The organism is Chitinophaga pinensis DSM 2588 (assembly GCF_000024005.1).
Taxonomy (GTDB): domain Bacteria; phylum Bacteroidota; class Bacteroidia; order Chitinophagales; family Chitinophagaceae; genus Chitinophaga; species Chitinophaga pinensis.
In genome coordinates this window covers 4,385,023-4,401,193 of sequence record NC_013132.1, presented here as the reverse complement: position 1 = coordinate 4,401,193, position 16,171 = coordinate 4,385,023, and the positions used below count along the sequence as shown (strand labels likewise).

Below are 16,171 nucleotides of genomic sequence, written 5' to 3'. Positions count from 1 at the left end.
ATACAAAACACTCAATAAACAAACATGTCTTATGCTGCGATGGCTGTATTGACCTTTCGCAATGTCCTTCTTCTCTTTACTGCATACCATACTACTGCACTCAGGATCGCGGAGACCACCAGGTAACGTAATGTGATATCCTGCTGATGTCCCATCTTACCAGCCTTTGAAAGAATGAAACTGGAAAATGAGGTGATCACATAAACCGACCCACCCAGTAAACCAGAGGCCATTGCTGCATGTTCCGGGAAGTACAGCATGCTCTGTGTGAAGTGCACATTATACAGGAATCCGGAGCAGATGTGAATGACAAATGCGAATAACATAAAGCACCACAGCGCAGGGTATCCGAAACCGATGAACATCAGTATGACGATCAGGAGTAATTGTGTGGCAGAAGCGACGGTGATCTTACGTACAAAATCTACTGCTACCAGGCGCTTACCTATGACGCCACCTACCAGCCAGGAGAAGCCAAGGATGAGGGTACAATAGCCGGTAACGATCGAGTTAAAATGGTAGCCATTTTCGATAACAAAGGGACCGCCGATATTGAACACCATTACCACAGAATAGGCTAGTCCGAGGGTAACGATACCAAGCACGAAGTTCAGGTTACCCAGGGCCATGCTATAGTCCTTCTTAACCCTTGCTATATCAAACTGTTTACGTGCTTTGATGGTCTCTCCACTATAGATCAGTTCAAATATCAGCATCACGAGGGCATATGCTGCCAGGAACCAGAAGTTGGCCTGCCAGTGAAAATACTTCTGTAGATAGCCGCCCAGGAAAGGGGCGATGATCGGTCCGCAGGACCATATGATCGTGAAATAGCTCAGGTAATTTTTTAGTTTATCTCCGCTGTACATGTCCACGAAGAAGGCGCGTTTTGACACCACTACAAATGATACGGCAATACCCTGGATCACCCTCAGGAGGCAGATCAACTGGACATTACTGGTAAAACCAATCAGCATGGAAGTAATAATCACGGCTACCAGGGCATACATGGCAGGTTTAAATCTGCCTATACTGTCCAGCAAACTACCAACAAGTAACTGGGAGATACCGTAACTGATGAAAAAACAGGTCAGTGTGAGCTGGATGCTGCTTTCTTCGACCTGTAGGCCTTTGGCCATGGAGGGGAAGGATGGTAAATAGATATCCGTAACAAATCCCGATAGCGGAATTGAAATAAAAGCTAAGGTCGTTGCGATTCTTTTCCTTTTCTCTGAAGCACTTTGTAACATACTGTAATTCCTTATAGATTATGCTACAAAATTAAAACACCCGTGTTTAACGCCGCTTTTATATTTCAAACGGATAATTGCAAAAATCAAATAAGCACACTCATCTTTGACTGCCGGAACTGTAAGGGGGTGATCCCTGCAGATTTCTTAAAGAAGTTATTAAAGTGAGCAGGATCTTCGAAACCGAGGCAGTATCCTACCTGGGAAATGTCCCATTGTGTATTGAGTAATAATGTTTTGGCTTCTTCGAGAATACGGCTCTTGATAATATGAGTGGTTGTTTGTCCGGTGATACTCTTGACCACATGATTCAGGTGATTCACGTGTACATTCAGGGAACTGGCGAAATCAGCCGGCGTCCTCATGGTCAATGGATCTGCAGGAGAATCCAGCGGGAACTGTTGATGTAAGAGTTCATCAAAGGATTTCAGCAAACGGGAAGAGGCGGATAATTCACCAGCACCAGGTTCAGCTACCGGTTTATCGACCAGCAGTGAGTGCATCAGCAAACACAACAGGTTACGCAGCGCTTCGTATTTATATGGATAATCGCTGTGCGCCATTTCCATCATCTGTTCAAAATAGCCATGTATCTGTGCGCGTTGTTTTTCTTCCAGGAAGATGACAGGTTCGCTCCATGGTTTGAACAATGGGGAGCGTTTAAAGATATCGAACTGGTAGTGTTCATTAAAGAACTCCTGGTTGAAGAGGCAGTAGAAACCATCCTGTTCCCCACTGAGACTAGCCCAGGCATAAGGCACGGACGGACAGGGGAGCAATAATGCCGGGCGGTCAATGGTAATGGAATTACCACCATAGCTCAGTTCACCTTTACCGTAGATCAGTGTTATTTTATAGAAGTCCCTGCGGTTGTAGGGAGTTTTGAAGTTGCAATATTTGCGGGTATTTACATTGAAATGAGACTTTCCTTTCCCTACGTCTTCCGTACTGAACGGGAAGCTGATAAAAGACCTTTCCCGATAAAAATCTGTTAATGTCTCCAATTGCTGGCTCATAGAACAAATTTAAAGAAAAGAAAGTGAAATTGACGGAAACGCGCCATTCAGCCAGCTAATCAATTGAAAAACAATTAAAACATTAGACCACCCGGTCGGATTTAACAGCCTAATGCAGGGTGTAGGAGATATGAAAAGAGACATCAACCGGTAGGTTAATGTCTCTTCAGGATCATGCTTTTATTTAGCAAATGAATAGAATAAGGCGGCTGTCTTTTGCGGTTCCGTGATCATGGCATCATGACCTGTTACCAGTTCGTAGTATGACCAGTCTTTGCTCTTCTTCGTTTTCTCTGCAAATGGAACGATAGTGGGCAGCATATCTACGGTACAGGCGATAAAGATCTTTGGCAGATGATTGCCGTAAGGATGATGCAGTGTTAATGTCTGAGAGAAGGTTCTGAAAGGCTGACCAGTCAATCTTGCGTCCACCCAGCGTGCGTCTGCGGTATCCTTTACGCCGAATACGGCTGCAGGCCAGGCAGGCATGGTAAGTCCGCCGTCATGAGCAGCTGCCTGTACCATTGTTTGCTGTACAGCAGGCGGCTGAAGCGACAGGGCGCTTTGTCCGTTTTCCAGCAATAGTGCATCAAGGTATACCAGCTTCCGCAGTCTTTCCGGAATCCTGTCCGCCACCCCTCCGATCACTGTACCACCATAGCTATGGCCGACGAGGATGACATCTTGAAGGTCTTCCATTTCGATAAAGTTTACGATATCTGAGATATGTGTGTCTAGGTTGACGTTGGAGTCGAGTGTGTTCTTATGTTCACCGAGACCACTTAATGTAGGTGTATAGACAATTGCATCCTTGGCTCTCAGTATGGCGCTTACTTTCTGCCAGCACCATCCGCCATGCCAGGCGCCGTGTACGAGTACATATACAGGCGGTTTGGATTTATCAGACTGCGCAAAGCCATTCGAGAAAATAAGGAGTGCGCAGAGCACTCCGATAAAAGCCCCTTTAATTTTTCTGTGATTCATTGTTTAAATTTTTCTCAAATTTACAGGCGGATAAAGTGGTCATCAATAACTCACCCGAAAGTGAGTCTTTCAAACAAATACTATGGCGACACAGGTGAAACTAAGTTCTTCGAATGCATATAATCTGACCGTGCTGGCAGCTTCCTGTAATGTGAACGATATATTAAAGGCGATCAGTCCGCGATGGAAGATGCAGATCCTTTGCAAGATCTCATCCGGCACCAGTCAGTTCAGCCGGCTGAAAGACCTCTTCCCTACTCTGTCAGACCAGATACTCGGTAAACGGTTGGCAGAACTGGTGACGGAGGAACTGGTTATCAAAAAGCAGGTACCGGGAACAGTGCCTTTACAGACCAGCTATATTGCTACGCCGAAAGGAATGGCCTTAATGGAAATCATGGATCAGTTACACGAATGGGGCGAAAAGGAATGGTGATAAAATCATTTTTGCTGATTTAAAAAGAATGCTTTTATATTTGCATAATAGTTGAGTAGTCAAATATATGTCAACAATAAACACGTCTTTACAGTTGTTAATGAGTCTGGCAAAAGCGCAGGCAGCAGTGTCCCGTCGTTTTGACCGGCTAAACATGCATGGGATTGGCTTTACAGACTTCATGATACTTTATATTCTGCAGGAATCACCTGATGGCAAATTACGCCGGAAGGACCTGGCGGAGAAGACGAGTCTGACGGCATCGGGGATCACCCGGCTCCTTTTACCGATGGAAAAGACGGGGTTAATTGCCCGGGAGGCGAATGAGCGGGATGCCCGCGTCAGTTATGTGGTGATGACGGAAGCAGGCCGGCGGATCTATGAAGAAGCGAAGTATACGGCGGATGCCATTGCGGCGGAGCTGATTCCTGTGGAACAATTCAAAAAATATTCTGCCGCAGCAGCATTATTCAAGCTGCTGGGCGCCGTGATCATATAAATATTTTCCCTATGTCATTTCAATTTCAGGAAGTATTTCCGGCTGAGCGTACAGCTGCAATCAATGTCGCTATAGAAACGGCTTTTGGCGGTGCTAAGCTGGAGGATGTGAATCTGCTGACAGGTGGATTATCTACCGCCCCGGTCTACAAGCTGACCGTTGATAACCGTCCCTACGTCATGAAACTGGACGTTCTCCATGTAGCTGCAACTGTAGATCTATCCGAAAAGGTGGCTTTAGCTGCTCAAGCGGGCATTGCTCCTGCCCTTCTTTACAGAAATGTGGAATCTGGTATCACTATCAGTGATTTCGTCGAAAATAAGCCTATAAGAAGCATTTTTACCGGAGAAGTACTGGCAGACCGGCTGGCGGGAGCAGTCAAAAAGATACATGCTGTTCCCTACACTATACCGGGAGACGATCTGAAAGCAACCATCGATCATATACTGACAGGCTTCCGTCAGACGAACATATTATCCGGCGAGATCCCCGACGAGTGTCTGCGTCGCTATGCGGAAGTCCGGGAAATATATCCCTGGCAGGATACAGATAAGGTATTCAGTCACAATGACCTGAATCCATCTAATATATTGTGCGACGGCCAGGATATCTGGGTTATCGACTGGAATACTGCTTTTGTCAATGACCGTTATGTTGATCTGGCAGGAGTAGCTAACTTTTTCATTCATATGCCTGAGCAGGAAGCTGTCTTTCTGAAAGCGTATTTTGGCGATGAACTGGATGAGTACAAAAAGGCCCGTTTCTATGTGATGCGACAAATCAGCCGGATTATTTACGCCCTGATGATGTTGCACCTGGCGGCAAAAGCGAAACCGGCAGACTATAAACATGACCAGGATGTAGCGGGTGTGTTGCTGAGAGATGTTGGTCCGGCGATAGGCGCAGGTAAACTATCCCTGGCGACCTATGAAGGGCAGTTCATGTATGGTAAGGCGCTGATGCACGAAGCCGTGCAGCAGATGCGTACTGCACGGTTTGAAGCATCATTGGCAATGCTGAAAGGGTGATGTCAGGTGGTCTTGTATAAGTACCACCCTTCTCCTATTTCGCGGAGCATAATAACCCTGTTGTCACTCATTTCCGGCAGATCCTTTTTATCCTGCACGTATAAATAGCCGACGGTATTATCCAGCATTCCTCCTATTAAAAAGGTAAGGCAATGTTCGCTGATCATGTACCCGCCGTAACTGACATTGCTGATGAAAAGCTGGTGGTATTCGTTCTCTCTGGACTTAATAAGACGTATCTGCCGTTCAGCATGATCTTCTTTATTCTCCTGCAGCTCCTTCAGTGCAGCGTCTTTGAGTTGCTCAAATTTAGCTTTGTGATCGTTGAAATGCTTAATGATGTTATCATCCTGTTTAAGCGTCAGATCGGCATTACCTAACTCATAATAATAATGATCACGGGAGGTAAAGGACTTATACTCCTTATCGGAATTCTTTTCCGCTTCAATGATCGAATCTACCTGATTAAGCGTTAATTTCTTCATTTCGTCTCTCATTCGCTGAATCATACCAGTCATCGCCAACGCTCTGCAGGCTTTGACTTTCCATGTTGCGTCTTCTTTTATGAAATGGAGGTATAGGTCCAGACCTTCTTCAGCAGGAGAAAGAATAGTGACAGCCACAACAGCCTGCTCAGCAGATTGTTTGAGCAGTGTAAACTGACAAGAGGCGTCTTTACTCAGGTCTGTCCCACGGGGATGTCCTTTATATTCTCCGGTACTAAATTTAGATATCTGGCGGAATCCTTCTTTATCGAAGATTCGCGCTGTAATGTCAAGAGGTGTTGTTGGCAGGGATGGGCGCTGCGCATAAACAGATGTTGTCAGCAGTAAAACGGCGATCAGTAATTTGTAGAACATAGGTATTTATATGACGGCCAAATTACTTCTAAAAAACGCGCGTCGGATCTGTTAGGATAAGTTTGCATTTTCTTTAACATTTGTGGAGTCCGCTGATCAATGTAATGTATGCCTGGCTTACGGCAGGATATATCCGTTGCTGTTATGCATAAATTACTGACTGCTTGCAGATATTGCCTTGTGTCCTGGGAATCGTTAAACTTTTTTTGTATATTTATCGCTTCACCAAATAAACAGCATGCATGGATACATTTACAATCATTACAGCTCTGATCACAATAAGCGCATTGATTTCCTACATTAATCTTCGATTTATCAAACTGCCTGGTGCCATCGGCGTAATGTTTGTATCTATCCTGCTGTCCGTATTTATACTGGTGACGGGTAAGGCATTTCCGGTTGCATTCAACTTTATCCGTGAGCTTACCGAGAGCATTGACTTTACAAAAACGCTCCTGGATGTCATGCTGGCCTTCCTCTTATTTGCCAGTGCTTTTCACTTTGAGTATAAAAAGCTGAAGGAGCAGAAACGTCCGGTGTTGGTACTCAGTACAATTGGTGTGGTCGGCTCCACTGTTATCTTCGGATTCCTGCTGGATATCACCACTACCCTGCTGGGTATAGATCTGCCACTAGTGTATTGTTTCCTTTTTGGTGCATTGATTTCACCTACTGACCCTGTGGCGGTATTGTCTGTGCTGAAAAAATCCAGGATTCCGCAGTCGCTGGAAACAATTATTTCAGGTGAATCCTTATTGAATGATGGGGTTGGTCTGATTCTCTTTATTACGATTGGCGAAGTAGCCGCACAGCAAGCTGCTTTCTCCTTTACACATGCGTTGGAGCTATTTGCTATAGAGGTATTTGGCGGTCTGGCCCTGGGTACTGCGGTCGCTTTTGTGACGGGTTATCTGACAAAGAAAATACAGGAATTCCAGACAGCGATACTGGTATCCATCTCTATGGTAATGGCGATATCTGTACTGGGAAGTCTGTTACATGTATCTATACCATTGGCGGCGGTCGCTGCGGGCCTGATCCTTGGCAACACTTCTATCGGCGCCAAGACAAATACAGAATTACAGAATTACCTGCATCAGTTCTGGGAGCTGATAGACGAATTACTCAACATTATCCTGTTTGTGATGATTGGTTTGCAGATCGTGGTACTGCCTTTCATCGGCAATTACTGGTTCATTGGTATGGTATCCGTATTGTTTGTACTGGTGGCCAGAGGGGTGAGTATAGCAGTGCCTGCATTGGCATTACGCCGGTCTTTAAAGACGACATTCAGCACAACTGCGATCTTGGTATGGGCAGGATTGAGGGGCGGTATTTCGGTGGCGCTGGCACTGTCACTCCCGGATTCTCCTTATAAGGAATTAATATTATCAGCGAGCTATATTATCGTGATCTTCTCCGTGATTGTACAGGGGCTAACCCTGAACAAGGTCGTAGACAGGTTCATCGATTAAAAAGTAAAAAGACCGGCAGTGATGCCGGTCTTTTTACTTCCAGGCTGTTCTTATTTGTCTTATCGGAAAGTTCTCTTTTTTCATCAGCTTATATTATATTACAACCTTCATTCTTTTAAAATCACACAGATATCCCTATAAAACCTGATTTCCAATATGAAAATTCCGGAGTTAATCGACAAAGATCTTTTATACCGTGAGATTGAATTGAGAATAGACAGCATCAAAAGTAAGAAAAGAGTGTACACCGTTTTATATCGAACCAGTAAGGTTTTCACTTTCATTGCGGGAGCTTCTATTACCGTTTTAACCGGCTGGAAAATAAGCGGTGGCGGCAAAGCCGACAACGATAACTTTATCCTGGTCATCAGTGCAACAATAGCATTATTGGCTGCCCTTGAGGGATTATTCAACTTCAGGGACAAAGGAAGAAGTTATGATGCGCTTTTATTCGATTTGAGAAGGTTGCGGGATCGTATCTGCTATGATTTCATAAAGGGACCGGCATTGTATGAAGAAAATAAGGATGCGCATTTTGAAGAATACCAGAAAATTCTTCAGGCGCAGAAATCAATCATCGAAAATTATGATGGAGGAGAAGACTAACCGCTTTCTTCCTTCTCTTTATTTTGCATAAGCGTCCTCAAAGAAGACGCTTATTTATTTATACAGATCGTCTAAGCTTGTCATTTGTTCAAAACCTTCCATCACCTTACTGTGGGGCATTTCTAATCCGGCAGTTGGGATATTGGCAGCTTCCAACATCGCCAGATAACCGATACATCCCATTTTTAGCGTATAACCAGGCCATTTGTGCGCCATGGTTTCCCATATACCGAAAATACTGTCGTTCACAATCAGCCATTTATTATCAAGGTCAATAAATATATGATCAGGTGTACGTGTTTCACCTTCAAGCGGCAAGGGTATTGCGGGCCTTCTCCTTAGTAAGGGTACTGACTGTTCTCCATAGCAAATGATATTTTCTACAGTTATCTCCATCGTCTCTGCGACAAATATTTCCCTATCTTGTCTGGCAATAACCAGCGCACAAGGACAGTCATCAGGGATCCCGTCATTCATCATCAATTCGGGGTCTGGTAACTTAAATGCCGGAATCGTCTGCGCTGAAATATAATTAAAACCAATAAGCGGTTCAGCATCATACATATAGTTAGCCAGGTGTATCAGTTGCCAACCAGGCCACTTTTCCTGTAGTGCGGAGAGGTAGTAACGCAATACAGACGTTTCACGTTCAAGTTCCCAGGACCAGAAACCAAGTAATTTCTTTTCCATGTCGACAAGCACAAATCCTTCCATCCAGCCGTCCTCTCTCAGATGCGTATGAATGTCACACTCCTTTACGTACTTTAAAAAGGCAGTTTCTCCGGCATAAAGATCATGTGAAATACGGATTGCTCCCCAACGATGGTGATAGATAGTAATCTTCTCTTTATTTTTTATGACATAGTTTACGCGACTGCCCATAGCTTCAGCTTTTATCCATTTTGACGTGCCGAAGATATAACAGATGTTAATATCCTTTCGGCAGTCGTGTAGACTTTCAGGGATACGGTATATCGCCTCAGTTAAATGACTGGCGAAACTCCATGGGGGACTGGTTAGTTTTAGTCCTGAACAGTTTGCTGAAAGACTGAATATGCTCAAATCCCAGCTCGTAAGCGATTTCACTGACAGAAAGATTTGTAGTAGATAGTTTCTCTTTTGCTTTTTCGATTACTTTCCTATGGATATGCTGCTGGGTGTTCTCCCCGGTCAGCACTTTAAGCAAACTACTCAGATATTTCGGCGACAGATTCAAAGACTGGGCAAGATAGCTGACAGTCGGCAATCCTTTTCTAATCAGATCATCGCTGTTGAAATAGTCATTCAACACCTTCTCCAGGCGTTCTAATATCCGGTGATGGGCTTTTTCACGGGTAATAAACTGACGATGGTAAAAGCGGTCTGCATAATTGAGCAAGGTCTCAATATGGGAGATGATAATGCTCTTGGTGAATTTATCTATGTTCGACTGGCATTCCCGCTGTATCTCCTGCATAATATGTACGAGTGTCGCTTCTTCCCTCTCGGAGAGGAATAATGCCTCATGTACCGTGTAATCCCAGAAGTCGTACCGGTTAATAGCCTGGGCCAATGAAGTATTCCAGAGAAAATCAGGATGAATGAGCATCATCCATCCTGATTGTTTTATTAGTTTAACATGATCGTCCAGCGATAAGCTTAATACCTGTCCGGGCGCCACAAAAGACATGATCCCATTATCGAAATCATACTGCTGCTGCCCGTACTTTAACCTGGCCTCCTTTGCATTGGAAACCCTTTTCAGGCCGATCGCATAAAAATCATACAACCAGCTTTTAGGCTCTTCTATCAGCACGCGCTCAACCGCCTCCACCTTGAACACACAAATCAAAGGATGTTCTGGTTGAGGTAACTGCCTGAATTGTAAAAATTCACCAATTGTGCTAAATCGCTTCATGCTGCATCAATTTTCGTCCCTGATCTTTAATACGATCTTTCCACGGACATGTTTAGTCTCACTTTCACGATGTGCTTCACCTACCTGCTCTAATGGATACACTTTGCTGATCACCGCCTTCACCTTTCCTTCTTCAATTAAGCTGGTTGTCTCTCTCAAAGAGGAAACATAGGCAAGTCCCCCGCCACCTACATGTGTTCCTGTAGCATTCTTCTGTGCAAGCGCTTCTTTTAACTCCTCACTCAACGGACTATCCAGCTGTGTACATACAAAAATACCGCCTTCTTTTAAAAGATCTGCTGACTTTAATCTTGTTTCGTTATCTCTTACCGGCGATGCGTTAAATACCAAGTCGATGTTACCCAGTAACGCTTCAAACTGCTGATCTTTGTAGTCGAGTACCTCGTCAGCCCCTAGTTCCTTTAAAAAATCAAAGTTATAAGGCGATGCCGTGCCAATCACATACGCACCTTTTGCCTTTGCCACCTGTACCGCCAGGTTACCGACACCACCCGCTGCGCCATGGATGAATACACGCTGCCCCGCTTCTACCCTGCCTAAATCGACAATCCCATTCCAGGCAATCAGTGCACAGGATGGCAAAGCGCCTGCCTCTATAAAACTAATATTCCGCGGCATCAGTGCGAACTGGCTCGCCTTAGCCGCCAGGTATTCAGCATAACTACCATCACCCGGGAAATTTGGAACACCATATACTTTATCGCCTTTTTTGAAGTCCGTCACCTCACTGCCCACTTCCTCCACGATACCAGCAGCGTCTAATCCCAGGCCCAGTGGTAATTTCAAATACGGTCTCAGAAGGTCATTTCCTCCCTGACGGATAATGTAATCCGCGGGGTTGACGCTTGTCGCGTATACTTTTACTAATATCTCGTCAGCAGCCGCGACAGGGCGTTCCACTTCTTCCAATTGCATGACTGATGGTTCGCCGAATGCATAAATTCTGATTGCTTTCATATTTTTGCTTTTTGTAAAGGTCTGTGTTCAGTGGAAGTAGGGTTTAGTCTGAATACGTATTGTTTCAGCCGAAATGCGCTAGACTGAGGGGAGAATATATTTTTTAAAAAAAATATTGGTGATTTGAATTATTTGAATATCTTTGCAACCCGCAAGTGAAGGACACTTGCTTTGCCCAGATGGCGGAACTGGTAGACGCGCTAGACTCAAAATCTTGTTTTCGAAAGGGAGTGCAGGTTCGATTCCTGTTCTGGGCACAAAAGCGGAAAGGTCGGAGATATCTCCGACCTTTTGCTTTTTATCGGCTTTTAGGTCCGCTCTGGGCCTCGCTATCAGCTCAAGGATGACGTTTGGTTCTGTGGTTCGAAATTTGTTTTCTGAAAAAATTAGCTTTTCTGCGAAGATCGAACCAATGATTTGTTTTTTGCCGATTGGGGAAGCAGAAATATAGCGAGTAGCAATGTTTTTCATGATTTCGCCGCCTTGGGAAAGGTATTCCTGATAATTGTCGTTGGTTGATAATAGCTTTGTTTTCTTCTTTTCCAGGTCTTCTATTTTCTTGGTCAGGTCTGTCTTAATCTCTTTGAATTCTTCTGCGGTAAATTCATCGTCAAGGCGCAAAGAACGGGCGTTTTGTATTCTTATATATAGCTTGTCTATCTCAGCCTGCGTTTCTTTAAGCTCCTGCTCCTTCCCCTGGTTATCCTTCTTTAATGACTGACTGATTATCTGGCAGTAATAGTCTATGATAGGTGCATTGACGGCTATCTGGCCTAATTGCCTTACAAATGCCTCATTTGCTGTATCTGCCCGGAAACGCTCTTTGCAGAGCTTTACGGATTGGCAATGGTAGTAATAATAGATACCGCCGTTGCCTTTTGATCCACTCCCGCTTAATAGTCTCCCACAGCGAGGACAGATTAGGAAACCTCTTAGAGGAAGTTGTTGGTCGATTTCTGTAAAAGTATTTACCCTGACGTTTCGCTTCTTCCCTTTTAGGACATCTTGGACATCGTCAAACAGACTTTCAGGGATGATAGGCTCATGGATGCCCTTTACACAATGGGCGGGTTCGTTCTTATAGGCGGCTATAAAAACTTTCCCGCAATAGACTGGATTACGGACAAGGCTCCAGAACTGGCTTCGGCCAATTTTTAAGCCCTTTCTATTTGCCATACGGCGGAGTGTGTCAATATCCCATACACCTCTGGATAGCTCTTCGAATGCCCAGCGGACTATTTCTACCTCTTCATTGGGTATAAGGAAGGGCTTGTTATGCACGTCACGTCCATTTTTATAACCAATCGGGGCAATGCCCAGGTATCTCCCCTCTTTCTTGGCTCGCCGCATACCGTGAAGCGTGTTTAAGGCTCGGCGGTCATTTTCCACCTCTGGTGTAGTAAGATAGATAGCCAGCATGATCTTGCTTTCCGGTATATCCATATCCAAAGGCTGCTCTATGGACTGAGGCTCTACGGAGAGCCTTTTCAGCTTGCCGATCATTTCATAGGCAGCGGCGACATTTCGGGAAAAGCGATCCCATTTAGAAAACAGTATCAGGTCAACAAGACCTTTGTTCTTGCTGATGACATGCAGCATCTTTTGGAACTCTGGCCTGTCAAATGTCTTTGCTGAATGGTCTTCCCTGTAAATGCCAACCACCTGAATATTCTCTTTTTCACAATAACGTATTAATACGTCTTCCTGATGGGCTATGCTATAACCGTCAAGCTGTTCGTCTGTGCTTACTCTTGGATATAGGAATGCTTTTCTTTGAGTGATCATTGTTGTAGTCTTTAAGGTGATGGATTTGTGGATTTGATTGTTCATAGATATTCAGATCAATAGCAGCCAGACGATGTATAAAGTCTATTATTATTGTAACTTCCTCGTCTTTATAAGCGTATTGATCTGCCTGGAGGATTCTTCTTGCTTCCTCAATTGAGGGCTTTGCGGGTAACTGACGTTGGACTTCATGTTTCATATGATTCAATAAAAGACCAATATACGGCCACCCAAAAATCTACTTTCGCGCTTTTCTTCGAAATGTCATGTACAGTAAAAAACTTGTTCAAATTTGTTCAGAATATCTTCCGTCATCCAGTCGTAAACTAAATTCAGGAGCATTTAAACTGCTGTAAATCTCTTTCAAGACGAGACAACATTTTGTCGGCTAATAGTCGACCTCTATTTGACCGCGAGTTGAAATCCATTTGACTTTTAGTTGAAAAAGATCGGAAAAAGTTAAAAAGAGTCGGAAAATGGAAGAACCCTAGACCCACTAATAGGTTATCTCTACACTGTCGGTTCCCCATAACGCCGTTTTAAGATTACACTACATGCCTCTACTAGTCGAATAACATCCTCACACAGAATGATATTAAATGACGCGTTACAATCCTGATCGCTACATGCCATTAATAGAAGTGACCTCAGGTACTCCCTAAATTCCGGCAACGGATAGGAATGAAGGAAATCTGAAACAACCGACATCGGCTCAGAAATCTCCTCAACTGTTAGTTCCAATGGCTTCTCGTGCCATTCAGGTAAATTTCTCATATGGATATAGATATTTTTTATGGTTGGTAATAAAAACCGGCGGAGGAAGAATCCATTACCGGTGTTCCCTTCAAGATAAAACCCTATGTCTATTTCAGCTATGCATTATTCACGAACATTCGCATCGGTATTTTTCATAACATAGATCTGACTGTAATACCTGCTTGGCAGCGTTACTGAGTCAGATTGTGTTTATCCCATTTGAACGCTCTGTCATGTATCTGGCACATAACAAGGGATTCATAGATTGGAATGATTATGCTAATCCGCTTTTTATTAAAAACAGTATATGTATCATAATCCTTAGCTATGGGCGCAAGACGATATGAGTCGAATTTAGTAGGCTGCCACTTCAAATTGGAACAAACACATTCCCGAAATAAGGCCGGTGCATTCTCTAATGTGGTGACCAAATCTTTTATCATGGTATTGGCACATGTGTCTGAGAACTTCAGCATGTTTTGAATTGGCTTTTGTGAAGTGTTCAGTCTTTTCTTCCAGTGGAGCGATCGTTTCAACAGTAACTGAAAGACGATAGAATGCTGATATACTCTTAAAACATGCTCAACCTCCCTAGATGACATTGTATCAGCCTTACCTAATATCTCAGTGTTTAAATTGAATTTGAACTTTGTTTTACTCCATCTAAGCTCCTTACAGATGGTGCTAGTGAATTCATCTGGTGCATTCTCTAGGCAAGTCATTAAGTCATTTAAAAAATTGTTTGAATAGTGCTTTATTTCAGTCATATTCTCCTACTTTTTTATGTTTTATATAATCGGTTAACATTTCTTTGAGATCCTTTCTATTAATGGGTTTCCCTAGTGTGCCAATGATGACCATCTCAGGCGGCGGTTTAACTGATTTTGCCCTGCTTGCATCCGTCAGGATAACTATCGGAATTGTAGCCAGTTGACTATCACTGAAAATGACGAGGAAATCAGGATCAGCAAAGTCCCTGTACCATTCCGAGATAATGAAATTGGGTGGCCCTTTTTGCGTATAACACAAATATTCAGCTATCAGCTCATGAAAATTGGAACATACGATTGGTATATAGATGTCCATATTGTCAAGCACATGTGCCAAGTCAGACCTAGTTAGCCGGTCTTCATCAACCAAACAAATTGATAGCTTCTTTTTTGCTCGTACAGGAATCATTGAGGGATTTTTACTCCGTTGGCTGTATTAAGGAATAATGCCTAGGAATTATTAAACAATGGTTTGTATGTTGCCCGCAAATGCTCTTCAGCGGCACATTTGATCAATCAAGCGCACAAAGCATAAATTACAATAACAACTATCTCAAAAGGCATGGAAGGCTAGCCTGGATAACAGTTTCGTATTTCTCACTAAGTACTCGTATCACCCCACCTAATACGTCAATACATTTCTTAGCCATATACAAGTTCGCTCCCCAATTATTGGCCAGTGTTATCGAACCATTAAGCGGTTTAAACAGGTTTTCAACCTTGGTATTAGACATTTGCCTTCCCTCGCTTTTTACGCTAAATGAAAGCCGTTCATTTGCTGCTTCGACTAATATGAATACCTTTGTCGATTTTTTACTGTTTGCATATGCAACGTGTATAAGACTGGACATTATTATGTCCAGCATGACCTTATCCGTTAGTAGGGTCTGACTTGATTCAACTGTGTTCCTTATTTCAATCACCCTGCCTGTCGCATCTTCGTATAATTTAAATGAAGCTGTAATCTCGTCAACAAAAATTGCCAGATTGAACTTGGTCATATTGGGATTTAATGTGAAGTCACCTCCACCAAACTTGACTTTGTGATTAATATCCCTTAATAAATGCCTGCTCCGGGCTGCAACCAGGCGAAATGTGCTTATGTGACAGGCTATTTCTGGCCTGGTTACAAATAGATGAAATTCATGTTCTTCTATCAGCCTGTTCATCGAAACTTCAGCAAGACCCAATTGAGCATCAATCATATCTATTATCACTAACAACAGTTTGGCATATATGCAGTTGGTACATTCTTTATCTGTCCTAGTCTCCTGTAAAGAACTTGCCAGAATATGCCCAGCTTCAATTATTCTTTGAAGATCGACATTGAAAGACGCCGTAAAAACCCCCTTAATGCTCTGAAGAATAGATTCTAAGCTATACTTCATAAAAACCTCACTGAATACCTGTAAAGGATACTCGGTTTCGTTTTTAGTAAGCAATGACTGGCCAATCCCGCTCTTTTCAGAGTAAGTCATCTGTTTTTTCATTTATAAGATTTACAGCTTTAAGCAATAAAATCTAGGGCTAAGATGAAAATCTCAGCTACCGTTCACATATTGTTTAACCCCTAAAAAATTATAAGTAATTTTGCCGAGGACTAGGCATAGGTAGGTAAGGCCTTCTGTAGAAGAAAAAGGCGCGAAACCAACCTGCCGCACGGGAGCCTGTCGAAGGGCTGTATGCTGACAAGAAGGCCCACGCCTATAACGTGAGCACTCTCCTTATCATCCTGGCATACATCAAAATTTCGACATTTCCCGTACCGGATAAACTAGAGTGAGCTGCAATCAATATTTTTTAAGATCGCAAATATAACGAAACTATCCAG

15 protein-coding genes, 1 tRNA gene and 1 pseudogene are annotated in these 16,171 nt (G+C 43.4%); 6 read left to right on the top strand and 11 right to left on the bottom strand.

All coding sequences use genetic code 11. The annotated features are described in order from the left end of the window. Positions 1-29: 29 nt before the first annotated feature. From CPIN_RS17555 to CPIN_RS17545, 3 genes are all read right to left on the bottom strand, one after another. A complete protein-coding gene (locus CPIN_RS17555; protein WP_012791172.1) occupies positions 30-1,250 on the bottom strand; it encodes an MFS transporter in 1,221 nt (406 codons plus the stop codon). 86 nt (positions 1,251-1,336) lie between these two features. Continuing rightward, on the bottom strand, positions 1,337-2,266 hold the full coding sequence (locus CPIN_RS17550) for a helix-turn-helix domain-containing protein (RefSeq protein ID WP_012791171.1): 930 nt from the start codon (positions 2,264-2,266) through the stop codon (positions 1,337-1,339). 180 nt (positions 2,267-2,446) lie between these two features. After that, entirely contained in the window at positions 2,447-3,250 is an 804-nt protein-coding gene (locus CPIN_RS17545) for an alpha/beta fold hydrolase (RefSeq protein WP_012791170.1), read from the bottom strand. Positions 3,251-3,332: 82 nt separating this feature from the next. On the opposite strand from CPIN_RS17545, the gene CPIN_RS17540 reads away from it, so the two are divergent. From CPIN_RS17540 to CPIN_RS17530, 3 genes are all read left to right on the top strand, one after another. Further along, complete coding sequence (locus CPIN_RS17540; protein ID WP_012791169.1) at positions 3,333-3,686, top strand: winged helix-turn-helix transcriptional regulator; 354 nt, start codon at positions 3,333-3,335, stop codon at positions 3,684-3,686. A 67-nt stretch (positions 3,687-3,753) separates the two neighbouring features. Beyond that, positions 3,754-4,185, top strand: a complete 432-nt coding sequence (locus tag CPIN_RS17535; protein ID WP_044219010.1) for a MarR family winged helix-turn-helix transcriptional regulator — start codon at positions 3,754-3,756, stop codon at positions 4,183-4,185. 11 nt (positions 4,186-4,196) lie between these two features. Further along, positions 4,197-5,213 (top strand): phosphotransferase family protein, encoded by a 1,017-nt coding sequence (locus tag CPIN_RS17530; RefSeq protein WP_012791167.1) that lies wholly within the window; start codon positions 4,197-4,199, stop codon positions 5,211-5,213. A gap of 2 nt (positions 5,214-5,215) precedes the next feature. Here the strand turns inward: CPIN_RS17530 and CPIN_RS17525 are convergent, their stop codons facing one another. Then, the gene (locus tag CPIN_RS17525) at positions 5,216-6,073 is read right to left on the bottom strand and encodes a hypothetical protein (protein ID WP_012791166.1); all 858 of its coding nucleotides are present in this window, start codon (positions 6,071-6,073) and stop codon (positions 5,216-5,218) included. Between the two features lie 242 nt (positions 6,074-6,315). On the opposite strand from CPIN_RS17525, the gene CPIN_RS17520 reads away from it, so the two are divergent. Beyond that, a complete protein-coding gene (locus CPIN_RS17520) occupies positions 6,316-7,548 on the top strand; it encodes a cation:proton antiporter (protein WP_012791165.1) in 1,233 nt (410 codons plus the stop codon). Between the two features lie 156 nt (positions 7,549-7,704). Next, positions 7,705-8,154, top strand: coding sequence for an SLATT domain-containing protein (locus CPIN_RS17515; protein ID WP_012791164.1), 450 nt, complete (start codon positions 7,705-7,707; stop codon positions 8,152-8,154). A 54-nt stretch (positions 8,155-8,208) separates the two neighbouring features. Here the strand turns inward: CPIN_RS17515 and CPIN_RS17510 are convergent, their stop codons facing one another. The 3 genes from CPIN_RS17510 to CPIN_RS17500 all read right to left on the bottom strand — a co-directional run bounded on the left by CPIN_RS17510 (position 8,209) and on the right by CPIN_RS17500 (position 11,029). Further along, positions 8,209-9,036 (bottom strand): hypothetical protein, encoded by an 828-nt coding sequence (locus tag CPIN_RS17510; protein ID WP_012791163.1) that lies wholly within the window; start codon positions 9,034-9,036, stop codon positions 8,209-8,211. A 97-nt stretch (positions 9,037-9,133) separates the two neighbouring features. Next, the gene (locus tag CPIN_RS17505; protein WP_012791162.1) at positions 9,134-10,051 is read right to left on the bottom strand and encodes a helix-turn-helix domain-containing protein; all 918 of its coding nucleotides are present in this window, start codon (positions 10,049-10,051) and stop codon (positions 9,134-9,136) included. A gap of 6 nt (positions 10,052-10,057) precedes the next feature. Then, a complete protein-coding gene (locus tag CPIN_RS17500; RefSeq protein ID WP_012791161.1) occupies positions 10,058-11,029 on the bottom strand; it encodes an NADP-dependent oxidoreductase in 972 nt (323 codons plus the stop codon). A 173-nt stretch (positions 11,030-11,202) separates the two neighbouring features. On the opposite strand from CPIN_RS17500, the gene CPIN_RS17495 reads away from it, so the two are divergent. Next, positions 11,203-11,286: transfer RNA gene (locus CPIN_RS17495), tRNA-Leu, on the top strand. A gap of 532 nt (positions 11,287-11,818) precedes the next feature. Here the strand turns inward: CPIN_RS17495 and CPIN_RS39345 are convergent. From CPIN_RS39345 to CPIN_RS17475, 4 genes and pseudogenes are all read right to left on the bottom strand, one after another. Then, positions 11,819-12,814: pseudogene (locus CPIN_RS39345) on the bottom strand (recombinase family protein); the annotation flags it as partial. Next, the gene (locus tag CPIN_RS17490) at positions 12,756-13,013 is read right to left on the bottom strand and encodes a hypothetical protein (RefSeq protein WP_012791159.1); all 258 of its coding nucleotides are present in this window, start codon (positions 13,011-13,013) and stop codon (positions 12,756-12,758) included. The pseudogene CPIN_RS39345 and the gene CPIN_RS17490, both read right to left, overlap by 59 nt. A 1,316-nt stretch (positions 13,014-14,329) precedes the next feature. Then, the gene (locus CPIN_RS17480) at positions 14,330-14,749 is read right to left on the bottom strand and encodes a hypothetical protein (RefSeq protein WP_012791157.1); all 420 of its coding nucleotides are present in this window, start codon (positions 14,747-14,749) and stop codon (positions 14,330-14,332) included. Between the two features lie 139 nt (positions 14,750-14,888). Then, entirely contained in the window at positions 14,889-15,830 is a 942-nt protein-coding gene (locus tag CPIN_RS17475; protein ID WP_044219006.1) for a histidine kinase, read from the bottom strand. Positions 15,831-16,171: the final 341 nt, after the last annotated feature.